At 66.2% G+C, this 18147-nt stretch carries 20 protein-coding genes and 1 pseudogene; 5 read left to right on the top strand and 16 right to left on the bottom strand.

Annotated features, from left to right (window positions below):
* Positions 1–3: 3 nt before the first annotated feature.
* Both C3B78_RS01265 and C3B78_RS01260 read right to left on the bottom strand, forming a co-directional pair.
* On the bottom strand, positions 4–1620 hold the full coding sequence (locus C3B78_RS01265) for an ABC transporter permease subunit (protein WP_104996458.1): 1617 nt from the start codon (positions 1618–1620) through the stop codon (positions 4–6).
* A gap of 79 nt (positions 1621–1699) precedes the next feature.
* A complete protein-coding gene (locus C3B78_RS01260) occupies positions 1700–2980 on the bottom strand; it encodes a sugar ABC transporter substrate-binding protein (RefSeq protein ID WP_104996457.1) in 1281 nt (426 codons plus the stop codon).
* 234 nt (positions 2981–3214) lie between these two features.
* Here C3B78_RS01260 and C3B78_RS01255 point away from each other — a divergent pair, with 234 nt between their 5' ends.
* The 4 genes and pseudogenes from C3B78_RS01255 to C3B78_RS20280 all read left to right on the top strand — a co-directional run bounded on the left by C3B78_RS01255 (position 3215) and on the right by C3B78_RS20280 (position 5983).
* A complete protein-coding gene (locus tag C3B78_RS01255) occupies positions 3215–4975 on the top strand; it encodes a glycoside hydrolase family 13 protein (protein WP_104996456.1) in 1761 nt (586 codons plus the stop codon).
* A pseudogene (locus tag C3B78_RS20290) lies at positions 4954–5031 on the top strand (LacI family DNA-binding transcriptional regulator); the annotation flags it as partial. The gene C3B78_RS01255 and the pseudogene C3B78_RS20290, both read left to right, overlap by 22 nt.
* A 27-nt stretch (positions 5032–5058) precedes the next feature.
* Positions 5059–5508 (top strand): hypothetical protein, encoded by a 450-nt coding sequence (locus tag C3B78_RS20285; protein ID WP_324778443.1) that lies wholly within the window; start codon positions 5059–5061, stop codon positions 5506–5508.
* Entirely contained in the window at positions 5483–5983 is a 501-nt protein-coding gene (locus C3B78_RS20280) for a LacI family DNA-binding transcriptional regulator (RefSeq protein ID WP_324778344.1), read from the top strand. The genes C3B78_RS20285 and C3B78_RS20280 overlap by 26 nt, the downstream gene beginning before the upstream one ends.
* Here C3B78_RS20280 and C3B78_RS01245 read toward each other — a convergent pair.
* Positions 5980–6600, bottom strand: a complete 621-nt coding sequence (locus tag C3B78_RS01245) for a TetR/AcrR family transcriptional regulator (RefSeq protein ID WP_104996455.1) — start codon at positions 6598–6600, stop codon at positions 5980–5982. The two genes, C3B78_RS20280 and C3B78_RS01245, sit on opposite strands and share 4 nt — an antisense overlap.
* A gap of 124 nt (positions 6601–6724) precedes the next feature.
* Between C3B78_RS01245 and C3B78_RS01240 the strand changes: the two genes are divergently transcribed.
* Positions 6725–6988, top strand: a complete 264-nt coding sequence (locus C3B78_RS01240; protein ID WP_104996454.1) for a hypothetical protein — start codon at positions 6725–6727, stop codon at positions 6986–6988.
* A gap of 49 nt (positions 6989–7037) precedes the next feature.
* Here C3B78_RS01240 and C3B78_RS01235 read toward each other — a convergent pair whose 3' ends face one another.
* The 13 genes from C3B78_RS01235 to ftsH form a co-directional block, all read right to left on the bottom strand.
* Positions 7038–7748, bottom strand: coding sequence for a GAF and ANTAR domain-containing protein (locus C3B78_RS01235; RefSeq protein ID WP_104996453.1), 711 nt, complete (start codon positions 7746–7748; stop codon positions 7038–7040).
* 9 nt (positions 7749–7757) lie between these two features.
* Positions 7758–8453 (bottom strand): GAF and ANTAR domain-containing protein, encoded by a 696-nt coding sequence (locus C3B78_RS01230; RefSeq protein WP_104996452.1) that lies wholly within the window; start codon positions 8451–8453, stop codon positions 7758–7760.
* Between the two features lie 117 nt (positions 8454–8570).
* Positions 8571–8837, bottom strand: a complete 267-nt coding sequence (locus C3B78_RS01225; protein ID WP_158677164.1) for a hypothetical protein — start codon at positions 8835–8837, stop codon at positions 8571–8573.
* Positions 8838–9008: 171 nt separating this feature from the next.
* Positions 9009–9926: a pantoate--beta-alanine ligase gene (gene panC, locus C3B78_RS01220; protein WP_104996450.1), complete on the bottom strand. Its 918-nt coding sequence runs from the start codon at positions 9924–9926 to the stop codon at positions 9009–9011.
* Between the two features lie 2 nt (positions 9927–9928).
* Positions 9929–10822 carry a Rossmann-like and DUF2520 domain-containing protein gene (locus C3B78_RS01215; protein ID WP_104996449.1) on the bottom strand — a complete coding sequence of 298 codons (894 nt, stop codon included), beginning with the start codon at positions 10820–10822 and terminating at the stop codon, positions 9929–9931.
* Positions 10815–12395: a PH domain-containing protein gene (locus C3B78_RS01210; RefSeq protein ID WP_104996448.1), complete on the bottom strand. Its 1581-nt coding sequence runs from the start codon at positions 12393–12395 to the stop codon at positions 10815–10817. The genes C3B78_RS01215 and C3B78_RS01210 overlap by 8 nt, the downstream gene beginning before the upstream one ends.
* Positions 12392–12904 carry a PH domain-containing protein gene (locus C3B78_RS01205; protein ID WP_104996447.1) on the bottom strand — a complete coding sequence of 171 codons (513 nt, stop codon included), beginning with the start codon at positions 12902–12904 and terminating at the stop codon, positions 12392–12394. The genes C3B78_RS01210 and C3B78_RS01205 overlap by 4 nt, the downstream gene beginning before the upstream one ends.
* Complete coding sequence (locus tag C3B78_RS01200; protein WP_104996446.1) at positions 12885–13457, bottom strand: DUF3180 domain-containing protein; 573 nt, start codon at positions 13455–13457, stop codon at positions 12885–12887. The genes C3B78_RS01205 and C3B78_RS01200 overlap by 20 nt, the downstream gene beginning before the upstream one ends.
* Complete coding sequence (folK, locus tag C3B78_RS01195; RefSeq protein WP_104996445.1) at positions 13454–13999, bottom strand: 2-amino-4-hydroxy-6-hydroxymethyldihydropteridine diphosphokinase; 546 nt, start codon at positions 13997–13999, stop codon at positions 13454–13456. The genes C3B78_RS01200 and folK overlap by 4 nt, the downstream gene beginning before the upstream one ends.
* Positions 13996–14403 carry a dihydroneopterin aldolase gene (folB, locus tag C3B78_RS01190; RefSeq protein ID WP_104996444.1) on the bottom strand — a complete coding sequence of 136 codons (408 nt, stop codon included), beginning with the start codon at positions 14401–14403 and terminating at the stop codon, positions 13996–13998. Before folB ends, folK begins: the two co-directional genes overlap by 4 nt.
* A gap of 8 nt (positions 14404–14411) precedes the next feature.
* Complete coding sequence (gene folP / locus C3B78_RS01185; protein ID WP_104996443.1) at positions 14412–15332, bottom strand: dihydropteroate synthase; 921 nt, start codon at positions 15330–15332, stop codon at positions 14412–14414.
* Between the two features lie 10 nt (positions 15333–15342).
* Complete coding sequence (folE, locus tag C3B78_RS01180) at positions 15343–15987, bottom strand: GTP cyclohydrolase I FolE (protein ID WP_104996442.1); 645 nt, start codon at positions 15985–15987, stop codon at positions 15343–15345.
* Positions 15988–15997: 10 nt separating this feature from the next.
* Positions 15998–18061 carry an ATP-dependent zinc metalloprotease FtsH gene (ftsH, locus tag C3B78_RS01175; protein ID WP_104996441.1) on the bottom strand — a complete coding sequence of 688 codons (2064 nt, stop codon included), beginning with the start codon at positions 18059–18061 and terminating at the stop codon, positions 15998–16000.
* Positions 18062–18147 lie beyond the last annotated feature (86 nt).

The raw sequence follows: 18147 nt of genomic DNA, 5'->3' as shown, positions 1-18147 counted from the left end.
ACATCAGTTCACCTCTTCCAGGGTGCGCGTGAAACGGAACTGAATTGCGGCGATGATGCCGGTGATGACGAACAGCAGCACTGACACGGTTGCAGCAAAACCAAGCTGTGCGCCCTGCCCTCCGAAGGCCAGGCGGTAGGTGTAGCTGATCAGGATGTCAGTTGCTCCCGCCGTCGGATTGGCGGGATCGAAGGGCCCGCCTTCCGTCAGCAGGTAGATGGCGTTGAAGTTGTTGAAATTGAAGGCGAAGGTCGATACCAGCAAGGGGGCGACAGTGACCAGGAGCAGCGGGAACGTGATTTTCCGGAAGCCCAGGAATCCGCTGGCGCCGTCGATGCGCGATGCTTCCTTCAGGTCTGCGGGGATGGCCTGGAGGGCTCCGGTGCAAACCAGGAACATGTAGGGGAATCCCATCCAGAAATTGGTCAGCAGGATGGCTGCCTTGGCCAGGAAGGGGTCGCCGAGCCAGTTCAGGTCCAGGCCCAAGGCGTTGTTGATCAGGCCAAAGTCTTTGTTCCAGAAGCTGGACCAGACCAGCAGGGCGATAAATCCCGGGATGGCATAGGGAAGGATGAGGATGGCCCGGTAGAAGCGCTGGCCCTTGATCCGCGGATCGTTGAGTGCGGCAGCGAGGCCCAGCCCAAGCAGGAACGTTCCCGCTACCGAAACTGTTGCGAAGATGAAGGTCCATGCAAATATCTGCAGGAAATCGGCGCTGATTCTCGTGTCCGTGAAGATGCGCTGATAGTTGGCAAACCCCACATCTGCCAGCCAGGACTGGTCGGACAGCCGCTTCCCCTCTGCGTCGACGAAGTACTCCTTGTCGCCCTGCAGCACAGGTGCGTAGTCCACGCCGGTCACTGTGTTTGAGATGACGTCGCGGGCTTCGTCGTATTTGAGCGGTGAGGCGCCCTCGAACGCCTGCCGGATGCCAAGTTGCCGGATGGCGCCACGGTCCGTCGGCACAGCAAGATCCTTCAGCGCGTCGCTGGCGGTGTTGACCTCTTGGGGCGTCAGGAGCTGGTAGCCCTCGGCTTTGGTGACGAACCCGCCGCTGACGGTAACGTCAGCCGGTTCAAGCTCCTGCAGCCCATCCCCGGGGGTGCCAAGGAAGACTGATCCGCTTTTGGGCTCCACGAGCAGAAAAGCGAACGGTCCGGTGGCGGGATTCCCTTCAGTTGCCACGGAGAGGTTGTAGCGCGGCGAGTCAGGGCTCTGGACGACGGAAGAACCGATTATTTGCGAGACGGTTTCTTCCTTTGACGTCCTGGTTCCGTCACCGAAGTTGGTTGTGGACATCTGGAACGTCATCACGATGGGGTACACCAGGAAGACCACCAGCAGGAGGGTGCCGGGCACAAGGTACTTGGCAGGCACACCGCGGCCGGTGATGTATGTCAGCAGCAGGATGCCGGCGATGCCCCAGACTGCCGCGAGGAAACCCCACCTTCCCGTGGCGATAAGGGCCGGGGTAAGTGCCGCGGCTGAACCGGCCACGGTACCCAGTGCAAGGATTTTGGCAAAGAGGGACACCGGTTTGGTCGTGATGTCACGGCGGGTGCCGGGATCGTTTGCGGCAGCCGACGAGGGATGCTGCAGGCGCGTGAGTGTTTTGATCATGGGGGTTCTCCTGGAGGTCAATCCGGGCAGCAGGGCCCAGGGGGCCGAAGACTTATGCAACGGCCCCTGGGCCGGTTTGCTACTTGCCGATTGCAGCAGCGATGGTTTCCCGCACGGAGCGCATCGTGCTTTCCGGGTCAGCGCCGCCCACGAGGGCCGCAAAAGCCTGGCCGAGGGGGGCGAAGACGGCAGCCATTTCAGGAATGGCCGGCATGGGCCGGGCGGACTCCGCTGCGGAGGCAAACGTCTCTATGGCGGGGTTTTGGCCTGCGATCTTGTCCCGGACCGTGGTCATGGTCGGCGGCAGCTTTGCGCCTTCGAACATCTGCGTCATGCCCTCTTCGGTGTTCATCGCGTTCTCCACGAACTCATGGGCGAAGGCTTCGTTCTTTCCTTTCGAAGCAACGTAGAAGCCCTGAACGCCGGCGAAGGGCTGGGCAGCGGCCTGTCCCTCGAAACCGGGAATGGGTGTCACCTCGAAGGGGATTCCCGCCTTTTCAACCTGGTTCAGGGCCCAAGGACCGGCAACAAGGTACGGCGCCTTGCGGTCAGCGAACAAAGAGATCGAATTGTCAACGCTGATGGAGCGTTTCAGGATGCCGCTGCCCGCTTCCCCAAGGGCGTGAATCTTCTTGGCTGCAGCGACCGAGCCTTCAGCGCCCACGCCCAGGTCCGCGGGATCGGGGTCACCCTGTGGTGTCGAACCGAAGAGGTAACCGCCCATGGATGTGTACAGCGGCTGCATGTGGTAGGCATCGCCGCTGTTCCCTTGCGGCAGGCTGAAAGGAACTTCCGCCTTCTTGGCGGCCACAGCCTCCTGTCCCTTGGCGAAGGCATCCTCCAAGGTCAGCGGCGCCTCAGGGACGATGTCTGTGTTGCGGAAAAGGCCGAGGGTTTCGATTCCATACGGCAGTGCGTACACCGACTCGTTATAGGTCACAGCCTTCACTGCCGTCTCGGCGTAGCCCTTGAGCTGGTCCGGGGCAATCTGCAGCGGATCAATGGAGCCGTTCTGGACGAGATTGCCGATCATGTCGTGCGCGCCGGTGAAAACATCGGGGCCATTGCCTGCAGCATTTGCTGTCACAAGGGCGGTCTGGAACTCGCCTGAGATGACCTGGACGGCCACGCTGATGCCGTTGTCAGCCGCGAAATCCTCGGCGAATGCGCGGATCGAATCGGCCTTCAGGTTGTCCGTCCAGATCACCAGGTCGGCATCCGCCCGCTCGGGGGCGGCGGTGGACCCCGCCGCGGCCGGTGCTGACGAGGCTGCCTGCTTTGGTTCGGCACCGTTTCCGCACCCCGTAAGCAGCAGCACCGCGGTAGCGGTAACTGCGAGAGCACCCTGAATCCTACTCATGTTTCTCCTTTGAAAGCGTGCCGTTTCTCCGCGGAAGGGAGCCGGCTGGTGATTTGCGTCACCCAACTGTAAGCGCTTCCATTTTTGATTGTCCAGCCCCTTAGGAAAATGGCGTCACATGCACCGCCATTCACACGGTAGGCGGCTAAAGACCCGCCCTTGTCGCGGAAAGCATCGGTATCAATTTCTTGGAAGCCTTTCCATTTTTGGTGCAACTGCGGCTACGATGTCACGATGACGAACACACTTTCCCCTGCAGAGCCTGACGTCTCCGCCGCCCGCCTGGTGCCCGTCCACCCGGCAGACGAAGGCTCGGAGTGGTGGCGGTCCTCGGTGATTTACCAGATCTATCCGCGCTCGTTCCGGGACCTGAACGGCGATGGGCAAGGCGATCTTCCGGGCATCACAGCCGAGCTTCACCAGTTGGCTGAACTCGACGTCGACGCCGTCTGGCTGTCGCCCTTCTATGTCTCGCCGCAGCGCGACGGCGGGTACGACGTTGCCGATTACTGCGACGTAGACCCCGTGTTCGGCACCCTCGACGATTTTGACGCCCTTGTTGCCCGGGCAGATTCCCTGGGTATCCGGGTCATCATCGACCTCGTCCCGAACCACGGCTCCTCGGACCACGCGCTCTTCCAGGCAGCGCTCCAGGCCGGCCCGGGAAGCCCCGAACGTGACATGTTCATCTTCCGGGACGGGCTCGGGGATGCCGGTGAACTGCCGCCCAACAACTGGCAGTCCCACTTCGGCGGACCGGCCTGGACCCGCGTCACGGAGCCGTCCGGCGAGCCGGGACAGTGGTACGTGCACCTCTTCGATTCCTCCCAGCCGGACTTCAACTGGGACAACCCGGCGGTACAGGCCGAATTTGAGCGCATCCTGCGCTTCTGGCTCAGCCGCGGCGTCGCCGGTTTCCGGGTGGACGTGGCCCACGCCCTGGTCAAGGCGGAGGGTCTGCCGGACTGGCATGGGCGGCCCGACGGCGTCAGCACCGATGACTTCCCGGGCCATCTGGCGCCGATGTTCGGCCAGCCGGAAATCCACGACATCTACCGCCGGTGGCGCGAGGTCCTTGCCGAGTTCGACGGCGAGCGCATCCTCTGTGCCGAGGCAAGCATTGATCCCCTGTCCCGGCTGACCAACTGGGTCCTGCCGGACCAGATGCACCAGGCCTTCAACTTCGCGTACCTGGGCACCCCGTGGGATCCCGCCAGGTTGCGTGCAGTGATTGAAAGCTCACTGCGGATGTTCGATTCCGTGGGTGCGCCCACCACATGGGTGCTTTCAAACCATGACGTCGTCCGGCATGCCACGCGCTTCGGCATCATCGACCCGCCGGCCCGCCCCGGTGACGGCCTGGGCGCGGAAGACGTCCAGCCCGACGCTGAGCTTGGGCTGCGCCGTGCGGTGGCGGCCTCGATGCTTATGCTCGCGCTGCCTGGCGGCGTGTACCTTTACCAGGGTGAGGAACTGGGCCTGCCGGACCACACCACTATGGACCACACTTTCCGCCAGGACCCTTCATTTCGGCGGACCGCGGGGGAACGCATCGGCCGCGACGGCTGCCGGGTACCCCTGCCATGGGAGGCGGCCGCGCCGGCTTTCGGCTTCAACAGCACGGGCGAGTCGTGGCTGCCGCAACCCCGGGCCTGGGCAGCGCTGTCCAGGGATGTGCAGCGGCAGGACGCTTCCTCCGCGCTGTCGCTGTACACCCGCGCACTGGGGCTTCGCCGTGCCCTCAAGCTGGGTGCCGGATCTTTGGCCTGGCTTGACGGTTTCACTTCGCCTGGCTGCATCTCGTTTGCCAACAATGGCGTCCTGGTGATGATGAACATGGGCGAAGAGCCGGTTGAGCTGCCCCGCCTGGAGATCCTCCTTAGCACGGATGGGGACGCTGCTGACCAGCGTAAGCTGGGTCCTGCGCAGTGCATCTGGCTGCGCATGGCGCCAAGCGGAACAGCAGAGGGTCAGTGGCAGGAATCAGGGACGTAGCGCGTCTGGCGGGGGTTTCGCAGGCGACGGCGTCGCGTGCGTTGAGCGGCAAGGGCAGTGTTTCCAGCCGGGCCAGGCAGGCCGTGACCGAGGCAGCCAGTGAGCTTGGCTTCGTTATGTCCTACCATGCCTCGAGCCTGGCGAGCGGTCGCAGCCACAACATTGGAGTGGTGCTGCCCTTCGTCAACCGGTGGTACTTCGCCACGCTGTTGGAAGGCGCCAATTCCGCCCTGATGGATGCCGGTTACGACCTCACCCTCTACGACTTCCAGGGCGACCGATACCGGGAATCGGTGCTGGGGGATTTCCTGCTGCGCAAACGGCTTGACGGCGTCTTGGCAGTCTCGCTGCAGCTCAACGCCCACGAGACCGAACAGATCCTCGCTGCCGGAATCCCGGTGGTGGGCGTAGGTGGCCCGCTCCCGGAGATTCCCACCCTCCGGATCGACGATGTGGAGGGTGGGCCGCCGCGCAACCAACCACCTGATCAGCCTGGGACACACCCGGGTGGCCCACCTCGGCGGCGAGCATGAGTATGGGCGGCATTTCGAGATCTCCAGCGGACGGCACGCCGGCTACGAACAAGCAATGGAGGCAGCCGGCCTGCCGGTTCGCGAGGCGTGGTCCCTGATCTCCGATTACTCGGCGAACGATGCGTACAGCCAGACAAAGCATCTGCTGGCGGATGCCGGTGAACGGCCTACCGCGATCTTCTGCGCCTCCGACGAAATGGCCTTCGGCGCGATGCTGGCCGCCCGCGACCTCGGGCTCCGGATCCCCGACGATCTTTCCGTCATTGGTGTGGACGGCCACGAGATGGGCGAAATCCTGGGCCTGACCACCATCGACCAGTTTCCCCGGGACCAGGGAATGCGGGCGGTGGAGCGCCTGCTGGCATTGGTGCAGGATGACGCGGAGGCCGCAGGGCCGGCCGATGAGCTGATGCAGACCAAACTGGTGGTGCGGTCCAGCACTTCCGCTCCCCGGAAGCCCGAGCGCGGCTTCTAGCCCCGGTGGTGCTGGATCAGCCAGCCCGCCATCTGCTGTGCGCGTTTGGCGGCCTGCATGTCGCCCTCGGTGGCCGAGATGATCGAGCCCTTCATGAGGATGTGCCAGGACCGGGCAAACTCCTCCGGCCGCTGGAGCCCCGCCTCTTCGGCCAGGGCCTGCACGTGCCCGCGGATCTTCGCCAGGTAGTCGATGCTTGCCTGCCCCAGCGGATGGGCCGGGCCCATCTCGAGCAGGATGTTGATGAAGGAGCAGGCTTCAAAGTCCTCCCGGAGGAACCAGTCGCCAAACACATCGAAGATGGCCAGCAGCTGATCGGCTGGCGTGCTTCCCCGGCGGCGGGCCTCCGACACGATGGCGCCCACTGTCCATTGCCTGTCCCGCTGTTCCAGGAAGGCCAGGACCAGCGAGTCCTTGGAGGGGAAGTGCCGGTAGAAGGTCGCCTTGGCAACCCCGGACCGTTCAATCAGCTCATTGACGCCAACATCCCGCACGCCCCGCTGGGAAAAAAGCTCATAGGCCACGGCCATGATCCGGTCCACGGAATGTGCATGGCCCTCAGGTGACACCACCGGTGCTGACACCGGGGACGGAGGGACTTCTGCCTCTGGACTCATAGGACCCTAAGTCTACTCCGGAGGGGAGACAGACCGGTCTTTCCCGTTGTAATGTTTTTCCAACATGCTTTTGACGCCGCGGAGGCCCTGACCGGCCCCCTCGGATTGGTGCAAGGAGGCCCCTATGTCAGCAGAGCGGATGTTCCCAGCCGTGCCCTCGGATCCGGAGCCATGGATGGCCAGTGATACGCCGGCCGAGATCCGGCAGTTTGCCATCGAGTCCCTCCGGTGGCAGGCCCAGGAAGTCATCGACGAAGTGCTCTGCGGCAAGTCACCCGGCGAGGAGCTGGCACGGGCCCGGCTCCGCCGCTGCGTAGCACGGCATCCAGGCGAGCCGGAGCAGGCACTGCTGGAACAGCTCATGTACCGCGGCCACCTGCCACTCTGAAATTCAGCCACGATTCCGGGGGGGCAGGCACGATCAGGACCGGCCCCGGCTAAAGCGTGAGGCTGCGGTCCACGATCCGGCCTGCCGCCTCATGGAGTCCTTCGTTGTGTGCGCGGGCATGGTTCCGGAGCAGCCTGAAGGCCTCTTTCATGTCCACTCCGGCGGTGTGTGCGATAACTCCCTTGGCCTGTTCAATCAGCACGCGGCTGTTCAGGGCCCGCTGCAGCTGTTCATTGACCAGGGCCGCCTCCCTGATGGTGCGTTCCTGCACGAGGCTAATGGTGGCTACGTCGGCCAGTGCTTGCCCAATGGCGGAATCCTCCGCAGTCAGGGAACCCGGAGTGGATCCGAAGAGCCCCATGGCGCCGATGGTCCGGCCGTGAAGACGCATTGGGACGGCGTGCACGGAGCGGAAGCCTTGGGACAGCGCCGCCGCCTTGAAGTCCGGCCACCGGTCAAGGGTCCGAATGTCGTCTACTGCTGCCGGGTTGCCGGTTATGTAGCATTCGACGCAGGGCCCTTCCCCGGCCCGCAGCTGGAGCACTTCCACCAGTTGGCTTTCCTCGCTGGTGGAAGCCAGGACCTGGAGCTCCCCGCTGGGATCAGCCAAAACCAGGCCCGCCGCCGCGACGTCGAGGAGCCCCACGGATTCCTCAACCAGGGTGTGGAGCAGGTCGAGGACGTCGTAGTCCGCAACCAAGGTGTCCGTGAGCTTCACGAACGCCCCACTGACGCGCTCGGCGCGGGTAGTCGTTGCCATGGCGTTATTTTACTTCAGTGACCTGCTCTCCGGGCTGCGGCCGCCGCCCGGGCTGAAGCTAAGCCGGCCGTCGAGGACTGCCTGGGCAGTCTCCCGCAATGTAAGGTCGTGGGCGAAGGCGTGGGCGCGAAGCAGCAGCAGCGCATCCGTGGCCGTGGTGCCGGACTGGGCGAGCACCATGCCCGTTGCCTGGTGGATTTCACGGCGCGGCATGAGGGCCGGATCGAGGGCAGGGTCCGTGTCCGGCGAGCTGATCGTCAGGATCTGTCGCAGGAGATGCCAAGAGGTCTGGCCGGCAAGCGTAGCCGCCGTTGCCTGGTGGGATCTGCTCAGCGTTCCCGGTACAGAGTGATACAGCTCCACGACGCCCAGGTCCGCAGCACCGATGGTCAGCGGGAAGACAAACAGGGCAGCGGCTTCCGTGCCGTTGATCGCTTGATGGAACATTGGCCACTCCGGGTGCGGAACCCCCTGCGCGTCAGGGACCAGTACGGGCAACCGGCTCCGGACTGCCCTCCAGCGCGGCCCCTCGCCCAGGCTGAACTGAAGTTCATCAAGCCGGGCAGCCAAAGCGTCGGTGGCACAGACCAGGGTTTCAGCTGTCGCGCCGCCAAAAAGGGATACGGCGGCGCCGGTGACGGGCAGTTTCTCCAGGTAGGGGCCACACAGGTCCTCTTCACCCGCCAGCCCGGGTGCAACATCCATGGTGGGCCCCTGTTTCCTGATTCATTCCGCTGTCGCCGAGTTGGCTGCTGGCTGGACCGGAACGGCGGTGTAGTCACCTAAGGATACCCACCGTTGGCGGTCAGTTCACCCGCGAAATCACGGCAGCGTTTCGCCGCCCTTCGGATTCACCAGGCTGGATGTCTTCAGCAGATGGGCGAGCAGCGCCAGCTCCGGGTGCCGCGGATAAGCGGCCACGCATTGACGGAGCCGGAGCTTTATTTCCACCAGCCCGGGCGACGGGTCCTCGAGGATGGACGAGATGATGTCCAGCGACTGCGCTGCAATGGGACTTGCGTCAGGTGCCGTGGGATACCGGGTCCGGTCCACGGGCCCGCGGATAGGGGTAGAGAGACTTTTGCCCACTTTATCTGGTCCTCCTGGATAGCCGTGATGGGCCGGTGCCAGGGTCCGGGGCAACAATTTGAGCATATCGGATCAGTTGCCGGCCCAACAGGCCTCCGCTCCCCTGTCAACACCCCCATTAATGCCGCCTCAACACCGGCGAGGGCAGCGGGCGCCGGCCGCAGCACCCGGTCAGGAACTTAGCGGCGCGTTGTCGATCAGCCGGACCGGCCCCACCCTGGCCGCGATGAGCGCCAAGGCCTCCCCCCGGAACGGGGTCTCCCGGCAGTTCTCGGCCAGCGGCTCCAGGGTGCCAGGGTCAACCACGTCGAAGTAGTCCAAAGCCACCAGCGGCTGCGACTCCACCATCGCCTGCGCGGACTCCAGGTCCAGCGGCTGCCGGGCATGGGCCCGTTCCTCAAGCAGGCGAAGAGCCCTGGAAAGCACCAGCGCCGCCTCCCGTTCTTCATCGGACAGGAAGCGGTTGCGGCTGGACAGCGCCAGTCCGTCAACGGCGCGCACCGTGGGCACCCCCACAATCTCCACCGGGAAATCAAGGTCAGCCACCATGCGCCTGACCAGCGCCAGCTGTTGGGCGTCCTTCTGGCCGAAGTAGGCACGGTAGGCAGGGAGGCCGGCACCAGTCGCACCGGGGTCAGGGAGCCCTGCGGCAGGCATCCCGTAGTGAAGCAGCTTGGCCACCACGGTCAGGGCGCCGTCGAAATGCCCCGGCCGGGATGTGCCCTCCCATTTCTCCCCGAGCCGGCCGGAGGTGACGCGCACCAGCGGCTCGCCGCCAGGGTAGACCTCATCCACCGACGGCGCAAAAACCAGGTCCACGCCCTCGGCTTCCAGCAGCGCAAGGTCGGCGTCCAAGGTGCGGGGGTAGCGGTCCAGGTCCGCGGCGTCCCCGAACTGCAGCGGGTTGACGAAGATGGTGGCCACCACCACGTCATTCTGTTCGACGGCGGTACGCGCCAGGGCGGCATGGCCCTGGTGCAGCGCACCCATCGTGGGGACCAGCCCCTGCGAGGTTCCCTGTTTGGAGGCCAGGAGCCGGGCACCCTCAGCATGCAGGCCAGCCACCGTGGTGACGAGCTTAATGGGCATCTTCAGTCCTCCTTCGGTTCAAGGGCCTGGCGCAGGCCCTCCAGCTGGTCGGCTTTCAGCAGCCCCCGCCCTTCGGCGCGCAGGGCCGTGGCCCGCGCCATCGCAAGGTAGGCCTCGAGCACATCGCCGTGGCCGCCGTCGTCGAACTCCCGCAGCGCTGCAGCGTGCGCGGCGACGGTTCCCACGTCGCCGCGGGCCACCGGCCCGGTCAGGGCGGATTCGCCCGACGCCAGGGCGTTCTCCAGTGTTGCCCGCAGCAGCGGGCCGAGCATCCGTTCCGGCAGCTCCACGCCCACGTCCCGCAGCAGCTCTGATGCCTGGGCAACGAGGGTCACAAGGTGGTTGGAACCGTGCGCCAGGGCTGCGTGGTACAGCGTCCGGTCCGCCTCGGCGATGGCCACCGGTTCCGCGCCCATCTCCACCACCAGCGCCTGGGCGATGGGGAGCATGGCGGCATCTGCCGTCACGCCGAACGTGCAGTCCAGCAGCCGGGTCAGGTCCAGGCTCATCCCCGTGAACGTCATGGCCGGGTGCAGGGCGAGCGGGACAGCGCCGGCAGCGCGCACCGGGTGCAGGACCCCCACGCCGAACCGGCCCGACGTGTGGGCAACCAGCTGGCCCGGCTGCCAGGCGCCGAGCTTTGCCAGCCCTTCCACCAGACCCGGCAGGGCGTCGTCCGGCACGGCCAGGAGCACCAGTTCCGCGCGCTCCACAATTTCCTGGACCTCCAGGACAGGCACGCCGGGAAGCAGCGCCTCGGCCCGCTCGCGGCTCGCCTCGGATACAGCTGAGACCCCGACGACGGCGTGTTCGGCAGCGCGCAGGGCGGCACCGAGCACCGCCCCCACTTTGCCGGCACCAATGATTCCGACGCCGAGGCGTCCGGGCTTAGCCATGCTGCCCGCCTTCCTGTTGTTGGGGCGTCCTGGTTTCGGCCGGCTCCACCGGCGGCCCGGGCTCCCCCGCCGGGGCATCCGGGACTACCTGCCGGAGCCACTGTTCCGTAGTCTGCCGCTTCCTGGCCAGCCGGGCGCGTGCGGACTGTTCGTCGAACAGTGCCAGCGCCTGGGCGGTGCCGGCCTGGGTGAGCCGGGGCGCAACCGGCCCTGGCGTGGTGTGCAGTACCAGGTCTGCCACGCCGAACCGGCGCGCCAGCGGACCCTGGTGCAGGGCCATGGACTGGGTGCGCTGATGCGGAACCACCACCAGCTGGCGCCACCAGCGGCCGGAGCGGAGGAGCAGGGCGGTGTCCGTGGCCGTGAACCCGTTCCGCCGCCAGCCCAAGGGGGCAAGCCAGCGTGCTTTGCGCGGACTGGTGACGAAGCCGCCGTTTGAATCCAGGCCGGTGAGGCCCGCACCGAAAACTGCAGCGGGGTCCGCGGTGCCGGGGTCCGGCAGCACCAGCGCCAGCATGGCCATCACGTCCCCCAGCCTGCCCACGGGCAGCAACGTGGTCCGGGCCGAGCCCTCGCCGGCGCTCTCCACAATGCCGTAACCGGCCACGTTGACCTGCATCCGGTACCAGCCGAGTGGCCGCCACAACGGCGGCTGGGTGATTTTCAACGCCTGGATGCGTCCCGGCGGCAATGTCTGCGCCTGGGTGTCCAGCAGGCCGTAGCGCAGGCGGATGCCGTCCGGCGAGATCGCGGCGCTGAAGTTGTAGCCCTTGTTGAACAGTCCCCAGTAGCTTGCCGCGAGGCCCACGGCGGCCGGAATCAGGTAAAAGTAGAACCCCTGGTGTTCGGTGATGGCCGCGAGCACCACGGAAACAATGCCGCCAAGCACCACGAAGAAGCTTTGCTCGCTGAGCAGCAGGGAACCGACAAGGCGCGACGGCGGCACCGCAAGTACCTGATATTCCGGCGCCTCGGGTGCGGGCTCACCGGGGCGGTCCGGGCCTGTGGTGACACCGGCGGCCCGGGCCAGGATGGTGGCACGGAGCTGCCGGGCGTCGTCGATCTTCAGGTAGGCGAGCCGCACCGCTGACTCTCCGGCGTCCGCCACCTCGAACTTGAGCTCTGCCAGGCCGAAGATCCTGGCCAGCAGCGGCTGCACGATGTCGATTGCCTGGACCCGGTCCAGCCTTGCCTGGCGCTGCTGCCGGAACAGGAAGCCGGTATTCACCCGCACGTAGCCGCCCGACACCTGGTACTTGGTGAAGTACCAGGTGAGGACGAACCCCAGCACCGAGGCCAGCAGTACTGCGCCGCCGCCCACCAGCAGCAAGGGGGCACGGCCGGCGAAGTCCCCGTCAACAACGGGCCGGCCCTGCAGCGCGCGTTCAAAGACGTCACGGCCGAGGACGAAGCCGATGGCGGCCAGGGCAACCCAGCCGCGGACAAACGGCGACGCCGGGTGCACGCGCAGCCATTCGCCGTCGGGCGCGGTGTCCGGCAGCGGTTCAAGGGCGCCGTTGCCGGGCGCAGTGGCCGGGGCGCCGGGCCACTGCGGGGGTCCCTCTGCCGTCACAGTCCTGCCAGCCTGGCTTCCCCGCGCGCCGCCAGCTGTTCGCGGAGCCGGGCGCCTTCGGCGGCGGGCAGGCCGGGGATCCGGGCGTTGGTGCCCGGCGCTGCGGTGTGCAGCTTAAGCGTGCACAGCCCGAGGGCGCGCTCCACCGGGCCCACTCCGATGTCCACGTACTGCATCCGGCCGTAGGGGACGGCCATGGTGCGCTGGAAGAAGATGCCGGTCCGGATCAGGAGGTCATCGTCCCGCTCCGCATAGCCGATGGCGCGGACCTGCCGCGGGATGAGCGCCAGCCGCCAGAGGGCCGCCACCAGCATGGCAGCCGGCACGGTGGCGGCAACCCACAGCGGCGGCCACGCCCACGCACCCGCGAGGACGAGGACCAGCGGCAGGGAGAGAACCAGCACGGCAGCCAGGTTTCCCAGGGCCCACTGCACCACCCGCACGGTGACATATTTGGGGGACACCCGCTGCCAGGTGATGCCGGGAGGATCAATCGCCCCGGTATGCATACTCGCCTTCCCCGGACGCCTCGCCAACGGCACGGCCGGGCTTCCCGTCGAGGCCTTTGGTCTCGCCGTCCTCCGGCGGGATCCTGCAGAACCGTTCCACGAGCAGGCCCACCACGATCATCACCAGTCCCCCGCCGGCCATGGCAAGCGCGAGCCAGGTGATGCCCTGGTCGCTGCGCAGGCTCCAGATGCGCAACTGGTCCAGGAAGATGCCCACATGCCAGCCCAGCAGCACCGTCCCGGCGTAGGCGCAGGCCTGGGCAAGTACCAGGGTGCGCGCGGCGAGGAGCGGATCCAGCACCGGCCGTTTCCTGGCGGCACCGCCCTTGCCGCCGTTTTTAGCGTTGTTGGCGCTGATGCTGTTGCGCCACCTAAGGACCCTGATTCCGAGGATCAGTGTGATGGCCACGATCACGCCCATGGTTGCCAGTGCCGTGGGCGGCAGGACCGGGGTGGACATGCTGTACCGGCTGGTCACCACGGTGGCGGACCAGCCCGCCACGGCCAGGATGAAGCCGATGAGCAGTAGGCGCAGCGGGTTGATGGGCTTCATCGTTCCTCCACCGCCCCTGCCGTGGGCATGCCGTTGAAGTCCCCGAAGCCGTCAAAGGGGGCGAGGTCGTCGAAGTCCCCTGCCTTGGCGGCCAGGGCGCTGACCCGCTCTCCGTCCAGGACGGCGCCGGGTTCAATAAGGGACCACGGATAAAGGACGAATGCCCGGCTGGCCGCGAGGGGATGCGGCAGGGTCAGGGTGGGGTCGTCGCTGCGGACGTCGCCGTAGGTGATGATGTCGACGTCGAGCGTCCGCGGCCCCCAGCGCACCTCCCGCACGCGGTGGTGCTTGTTTTCCACCGCTTGGCAGTGTTCCAGCAATTGCCGCGGAGTGAGGCTGGTTTCAACCGTGATGACCATGTTCAGGAAGTCGGGCTGCCCGGCCGGTCCGCCTACGGCCTTCGTCTGCACCACCGGCGATACCGCCAGCAGCCGTACTTCCGGCGGGTCTACGAGGTCCGCGACGGCCTCGGACAGGGTGTCATTGCGCTCGCCCAAATTGCTGCCGAGCGCAAGGACCGCCTTGGTATAACCGCTGTTCATGGCCCCTCCCCCTGGGTTTGCCTCTCCACGCCGTTCCGGGCCTTACCGTGCCTGGCGCGGTGGACACTGACGGACACATCGCCGAAGGGAACCTCGATGGGCGCCTGCGGTTTGTGCACGGTGATGTCCACGGCCTGAAGCTGGAATCCAGCCAGCAGGCCCTCCGCGATCCGCACTGCCAGCGCCTCGATCAGGTTCAGCGGCTCGCCGGCGATCCACTCGGTAATACGCTGCGCCACCTCGCCGTAGTGCGCGGTGTCCCGGACGTCGTCCGACTCGGCCGCCTTGGCGAAGTCCAGGTACAACACTGCGTCCACAACAAAAGGCTGGCCCTCACGGCGCTCAAAATCAAACACGCCGTGATGGCCGACGGCGGTCACGCCGCTCAGCGTAATCCTGTCCATGGGTGCGCTTAGCTGTCAGCGCGGGGTGCGGCCATACGCGCGGCGACCTTGACGGCGTCAAGGCTGGGGCCGACGTCGTGCACGCGGACGGCCCAGGCGCCGCGGTAGGCGCTGATGGCAGTGATGGCGGCGGTGGCCCCGTCACGTTCCTCCGGGGCCGCGGACTTGCCGGCCACGGTGAGCAGTGTGCCCAGGAACCGCTTGCGGGAAGCCCCGACGAGGATCCGGTGTCCCAGGCTTTCCAACTGGTCCAGGTTCTGCAGGAGCTCCCAGTTCTGGGCGTCGTTCTTTGCAAAGCCCAAGCCCGGATCGATGATGATCTGTTCCTGGCTGACGCCTGCGGCGTACAGCTTGTCGCGAACTCCGGCGAGCTCTGCTGCCACGTCCGCCGCCACGTTCTTGTATTCGGCCAGCGAGTTCATGGTGCGGGCGTCGCCGCGGCGGTGCGTAAGGATGTAAGGCGCTTTGGAGGAGGCCGCGAGTTCGGCCATTTCCGGTTCCATGGTGAGCCCGGAGACGTCGTTGATGATGGCGGCGCCGGCCTTAAGGGCGGCAGCGGCGGTGGCGGCATGGGTGGTGTCGATGCTGACCAGGGCGCCGGCCTTCACCAGCGCCTCGATGACGGGAACCACGCGCCGCTGTTCTTCCTCCGGGCTGACGTCCTCGGCGCCGGGGCGGGTGGATTCGCCCCCGACGTCAATGATGTCCGCTCCCGCGTAGAACATCCGGAGCCCCGCCGCGATGGCGGTGTCCGCCGTGGGGTGGTTGCCGCCGTCGCTGAAGGAATCCGGGGTGACGTTCAGGATGCCCATCACCAGGGTGCGCCCGGTGGGCAGGTCTTCGAACCGGGCTGCCGGGCGCGGCTTGCGCAGGACGGGCAGTGGCGAGGTTGCGGGGCCGGTTCCCGGCGCTGCAGCTAGTGAATCCATGGTCTGTTGATTACCTTCCGAGGATGAGGCTCATGGCTTCGGCACGGGTGGCCGGGTCATGAAGCTGCCCGCGGACCGCACTGGTGACGGTCTTCGCTCCGGGCTTGCGGATACCGCGCATTGACATGCACATGTGTTCGCATTCAACGACTACGATGGCGCCACGCGGCTTGAGGTGGCGGACCATCGCTTCCACGATCTCAGTGGTGAGGCGCTCCTGCACCTGCGGGCGGCGGGCGTAGATGTCCACGAGCCGGGCGAGCTTGCTGAGCCCTGTCACCTTGCCTTCATGGGACGGGATGTAGCCCACGTGGGCCACGCCGTGGAACGGCACCAGGTGATGCTCGCACGTGGAATAGAAGGGGATGTCCTTGACCAGGACCAGTTCCTCATGGTCCAGGTCAAAGGTGGTGGACAAAACGTCCGCGGGATCGTGGTGCAGCCCGGCGAACACCTCGGCGTAGGCCTTGGCCACCCGTTTGGGGGTGTCTATGAGGCCGCCGCGGTCCGGATCCTCTCCGATAGCCAGGAGGATCTCACGGACGGCTGCCTCGATCCGGGGCCGGTCCACTTTGTGGTGCTTTGAGTGGTGGGCGCCGCCCTCCGCCGGGTAGCCGGCGGAGGCGGAAACGTCGTCGTCGTCGAAGTGGGTCACGTAAGAAAGCTTAGCCGCGAAGGGCGTCGGGCCCCGCGTCCGTTACCCCGCCCTGGAACGGGGCGTCCTCGGGGACACCCTGCGGGTGCGGCGGCTGCGCGTCCAACGGCTCATCCAGGCGCGCCTTCTTGGCCTCTTCCTGGGCCTCCCGCTCCGCCCTTTCCTGGCGGGACTCCACGGGGCCCGCCATCTGGACCGGGCGGCTCTCCTTGGACAGCCACACCTCGCGGAAGTCGCGCTTGCGGATGTCCCTGAAGATGTCGGCGATCTCGGCCTGGTTCAGCGTTTCGCGTTCCAGCAGTTCCAGGGCCAGCCGGTCCAGGACGTCCCGGTTCTCGGTAAGGATGGCGTAGGCCTCGTCATGGGCCTGGTCTATGAGGCGGCGCACTTCCTCGTCCACCACGTAGGCGATCTGGTCCGAGTAGTTGCGCTCGTGCCCGGCGTCGCGGCCCAGGAACGGCTCGCCGCCGCCCTGGCCAAGCCGGACAGCGCCAACCCGCTCGCTCATGCCGTATTCGGTGACCATCTTGCGGGCGGTGCCGGTGGCTTTCTCGATGTCGTTGGAAGCTCCGGTGGACGGGTCGTGGAACACGATCTCCTCGGCCACGCGGCCGCCCATGGCGTAGGCCATCTGGTCAAGCAGTTCGTTGCGGGTCACGGAGTACTTGTCGTTGTCCGGCACCACCATGGTGTAGCCCAGGGCGCGGCCACGGGGAAGGATGGTGATCTTGGTGACCGGGGCGGAGTTCCGCAGTGCGGCTGCGACGAGGGCGTGCCCGCCTTCGTGGTAGGCGGTGATCTTCCGTTCGTGCTCCTTCATGACGCGGCTGCGCTTCTGCGGTCCGGCCATGACGCGGTCAATGGCTTCATCCAGCGCGCGGTCGTCGATGAGGTTCGCGTTGGAGCGGGCGGTGAGGAGGGCGGCTTCGTTCAGGACGTTGGCGAGGTCCGCGCCGGTGTAGCCGGGAGTCTTTTTCGCCACGGCCTTGAGGTCCACTCCCGGTGCCATCGGCTTGCCTTTGGCATGTACCTGCAGGATCTGGTCGCGGCCGATCATGTCCGGTGCGTCCACGCCGATCTGGCGGTCGAAGCGTCCCGGGCGCAGCAGTGCGGGGTCCAGCACGTCGGGCCGGTTGGTGGCGGCGATGAGGATGACGTTGGTCTTGACGTCGAAGCCGTCCATCTCCACCAGCAGCTGGTTGAGGGTCTGCTCGCGTTCGTCGTTGCCGCCGCCGATGCCGGCGCCACGGTGACGGCCCACGGCGTCGATCTCGTCAACGAAGATGATGGCCGGGGAGTTGGCTTTGGCCTGCTCGAAGAGGTCGCGGACGCGGGAGGCGCCTACGCCGACGAACATTTCCACGAAGTCGGAGCCGGAGATGGAGAAGAAGGGGACGCCGGCCTCACCCGCGACTGCGCGAGCCAGGAGGGTCTTGCCGGTACCGGGAGGGCCGTACAGCAGCACGCCCTTGGGAATCTTGGCGCCAACGGCCTGGAACTTGGCGGGCTCCTGCAGGAATTCCTTGATTTCCTGGAGTTCCTCAACTGCCTCGTCGGATCCTGCGACGTCGGCGAACGTCACCTGCGGCATGTCCTTGCTGACCATCTTGGCCTTGGACTTGCCGAACTGCATGATCTTGGAGCCGCCGCCCTGCATGCGGGTCATGAGGAACCAGAACAGGGCGCCCAGGAGGATGACGGGAATCAGGAGGGAGAGCAGGCCGGAGAACCAGTTGCTCTCGATGGGCTGGTCCGTGTAGCCCTGGGCAGGCTTGGCGTCCGTTACCGCCTTGACCACGTCCAGCGCACGGGCGTCCACGAAGAAGAACTGGACGCTCTTGCCCTTGTCCTGCCCGTCAAGCTGCAGGTTGTCCTTCAAAGTCAGGTCCACGCGGTTTTCGCCGTCGAAGATCTTGGCCTGCTCCACTTGGTTTCCGGAGAGCAGTTCCAGGCCCTTGTCGGTGTCGATCCGTGCGGCACCGCCGGGGGCTAGCGTTGCAAAGGCCACCAGGAGCAGACCGACCACAACGACGATCCAGATGCCCGGGCCTTTGAAGAAGTTCTTAGCTTTCATCTGTTCGGGGGCAGGCCCCGTCCCTTCTGGTAGTGCTGCACGGCGAGTAGTCTGCGCGCGTGATGGTGCTGCGTCAGCTTCTAGCT

This window comes from Arthrobacter sp. PGP41, from assembly GCF_002953935.1.
Classification (GTDB): Bacteria; Actinomycetota; Actinomycetes; order Actinomycetales; family Micrococcaceae; genus Arthrobacter.
Note: the sequence above shows the minus strand (reverse complement) of the source record. Positions and strands in the feature narration are given on the sequence as shown.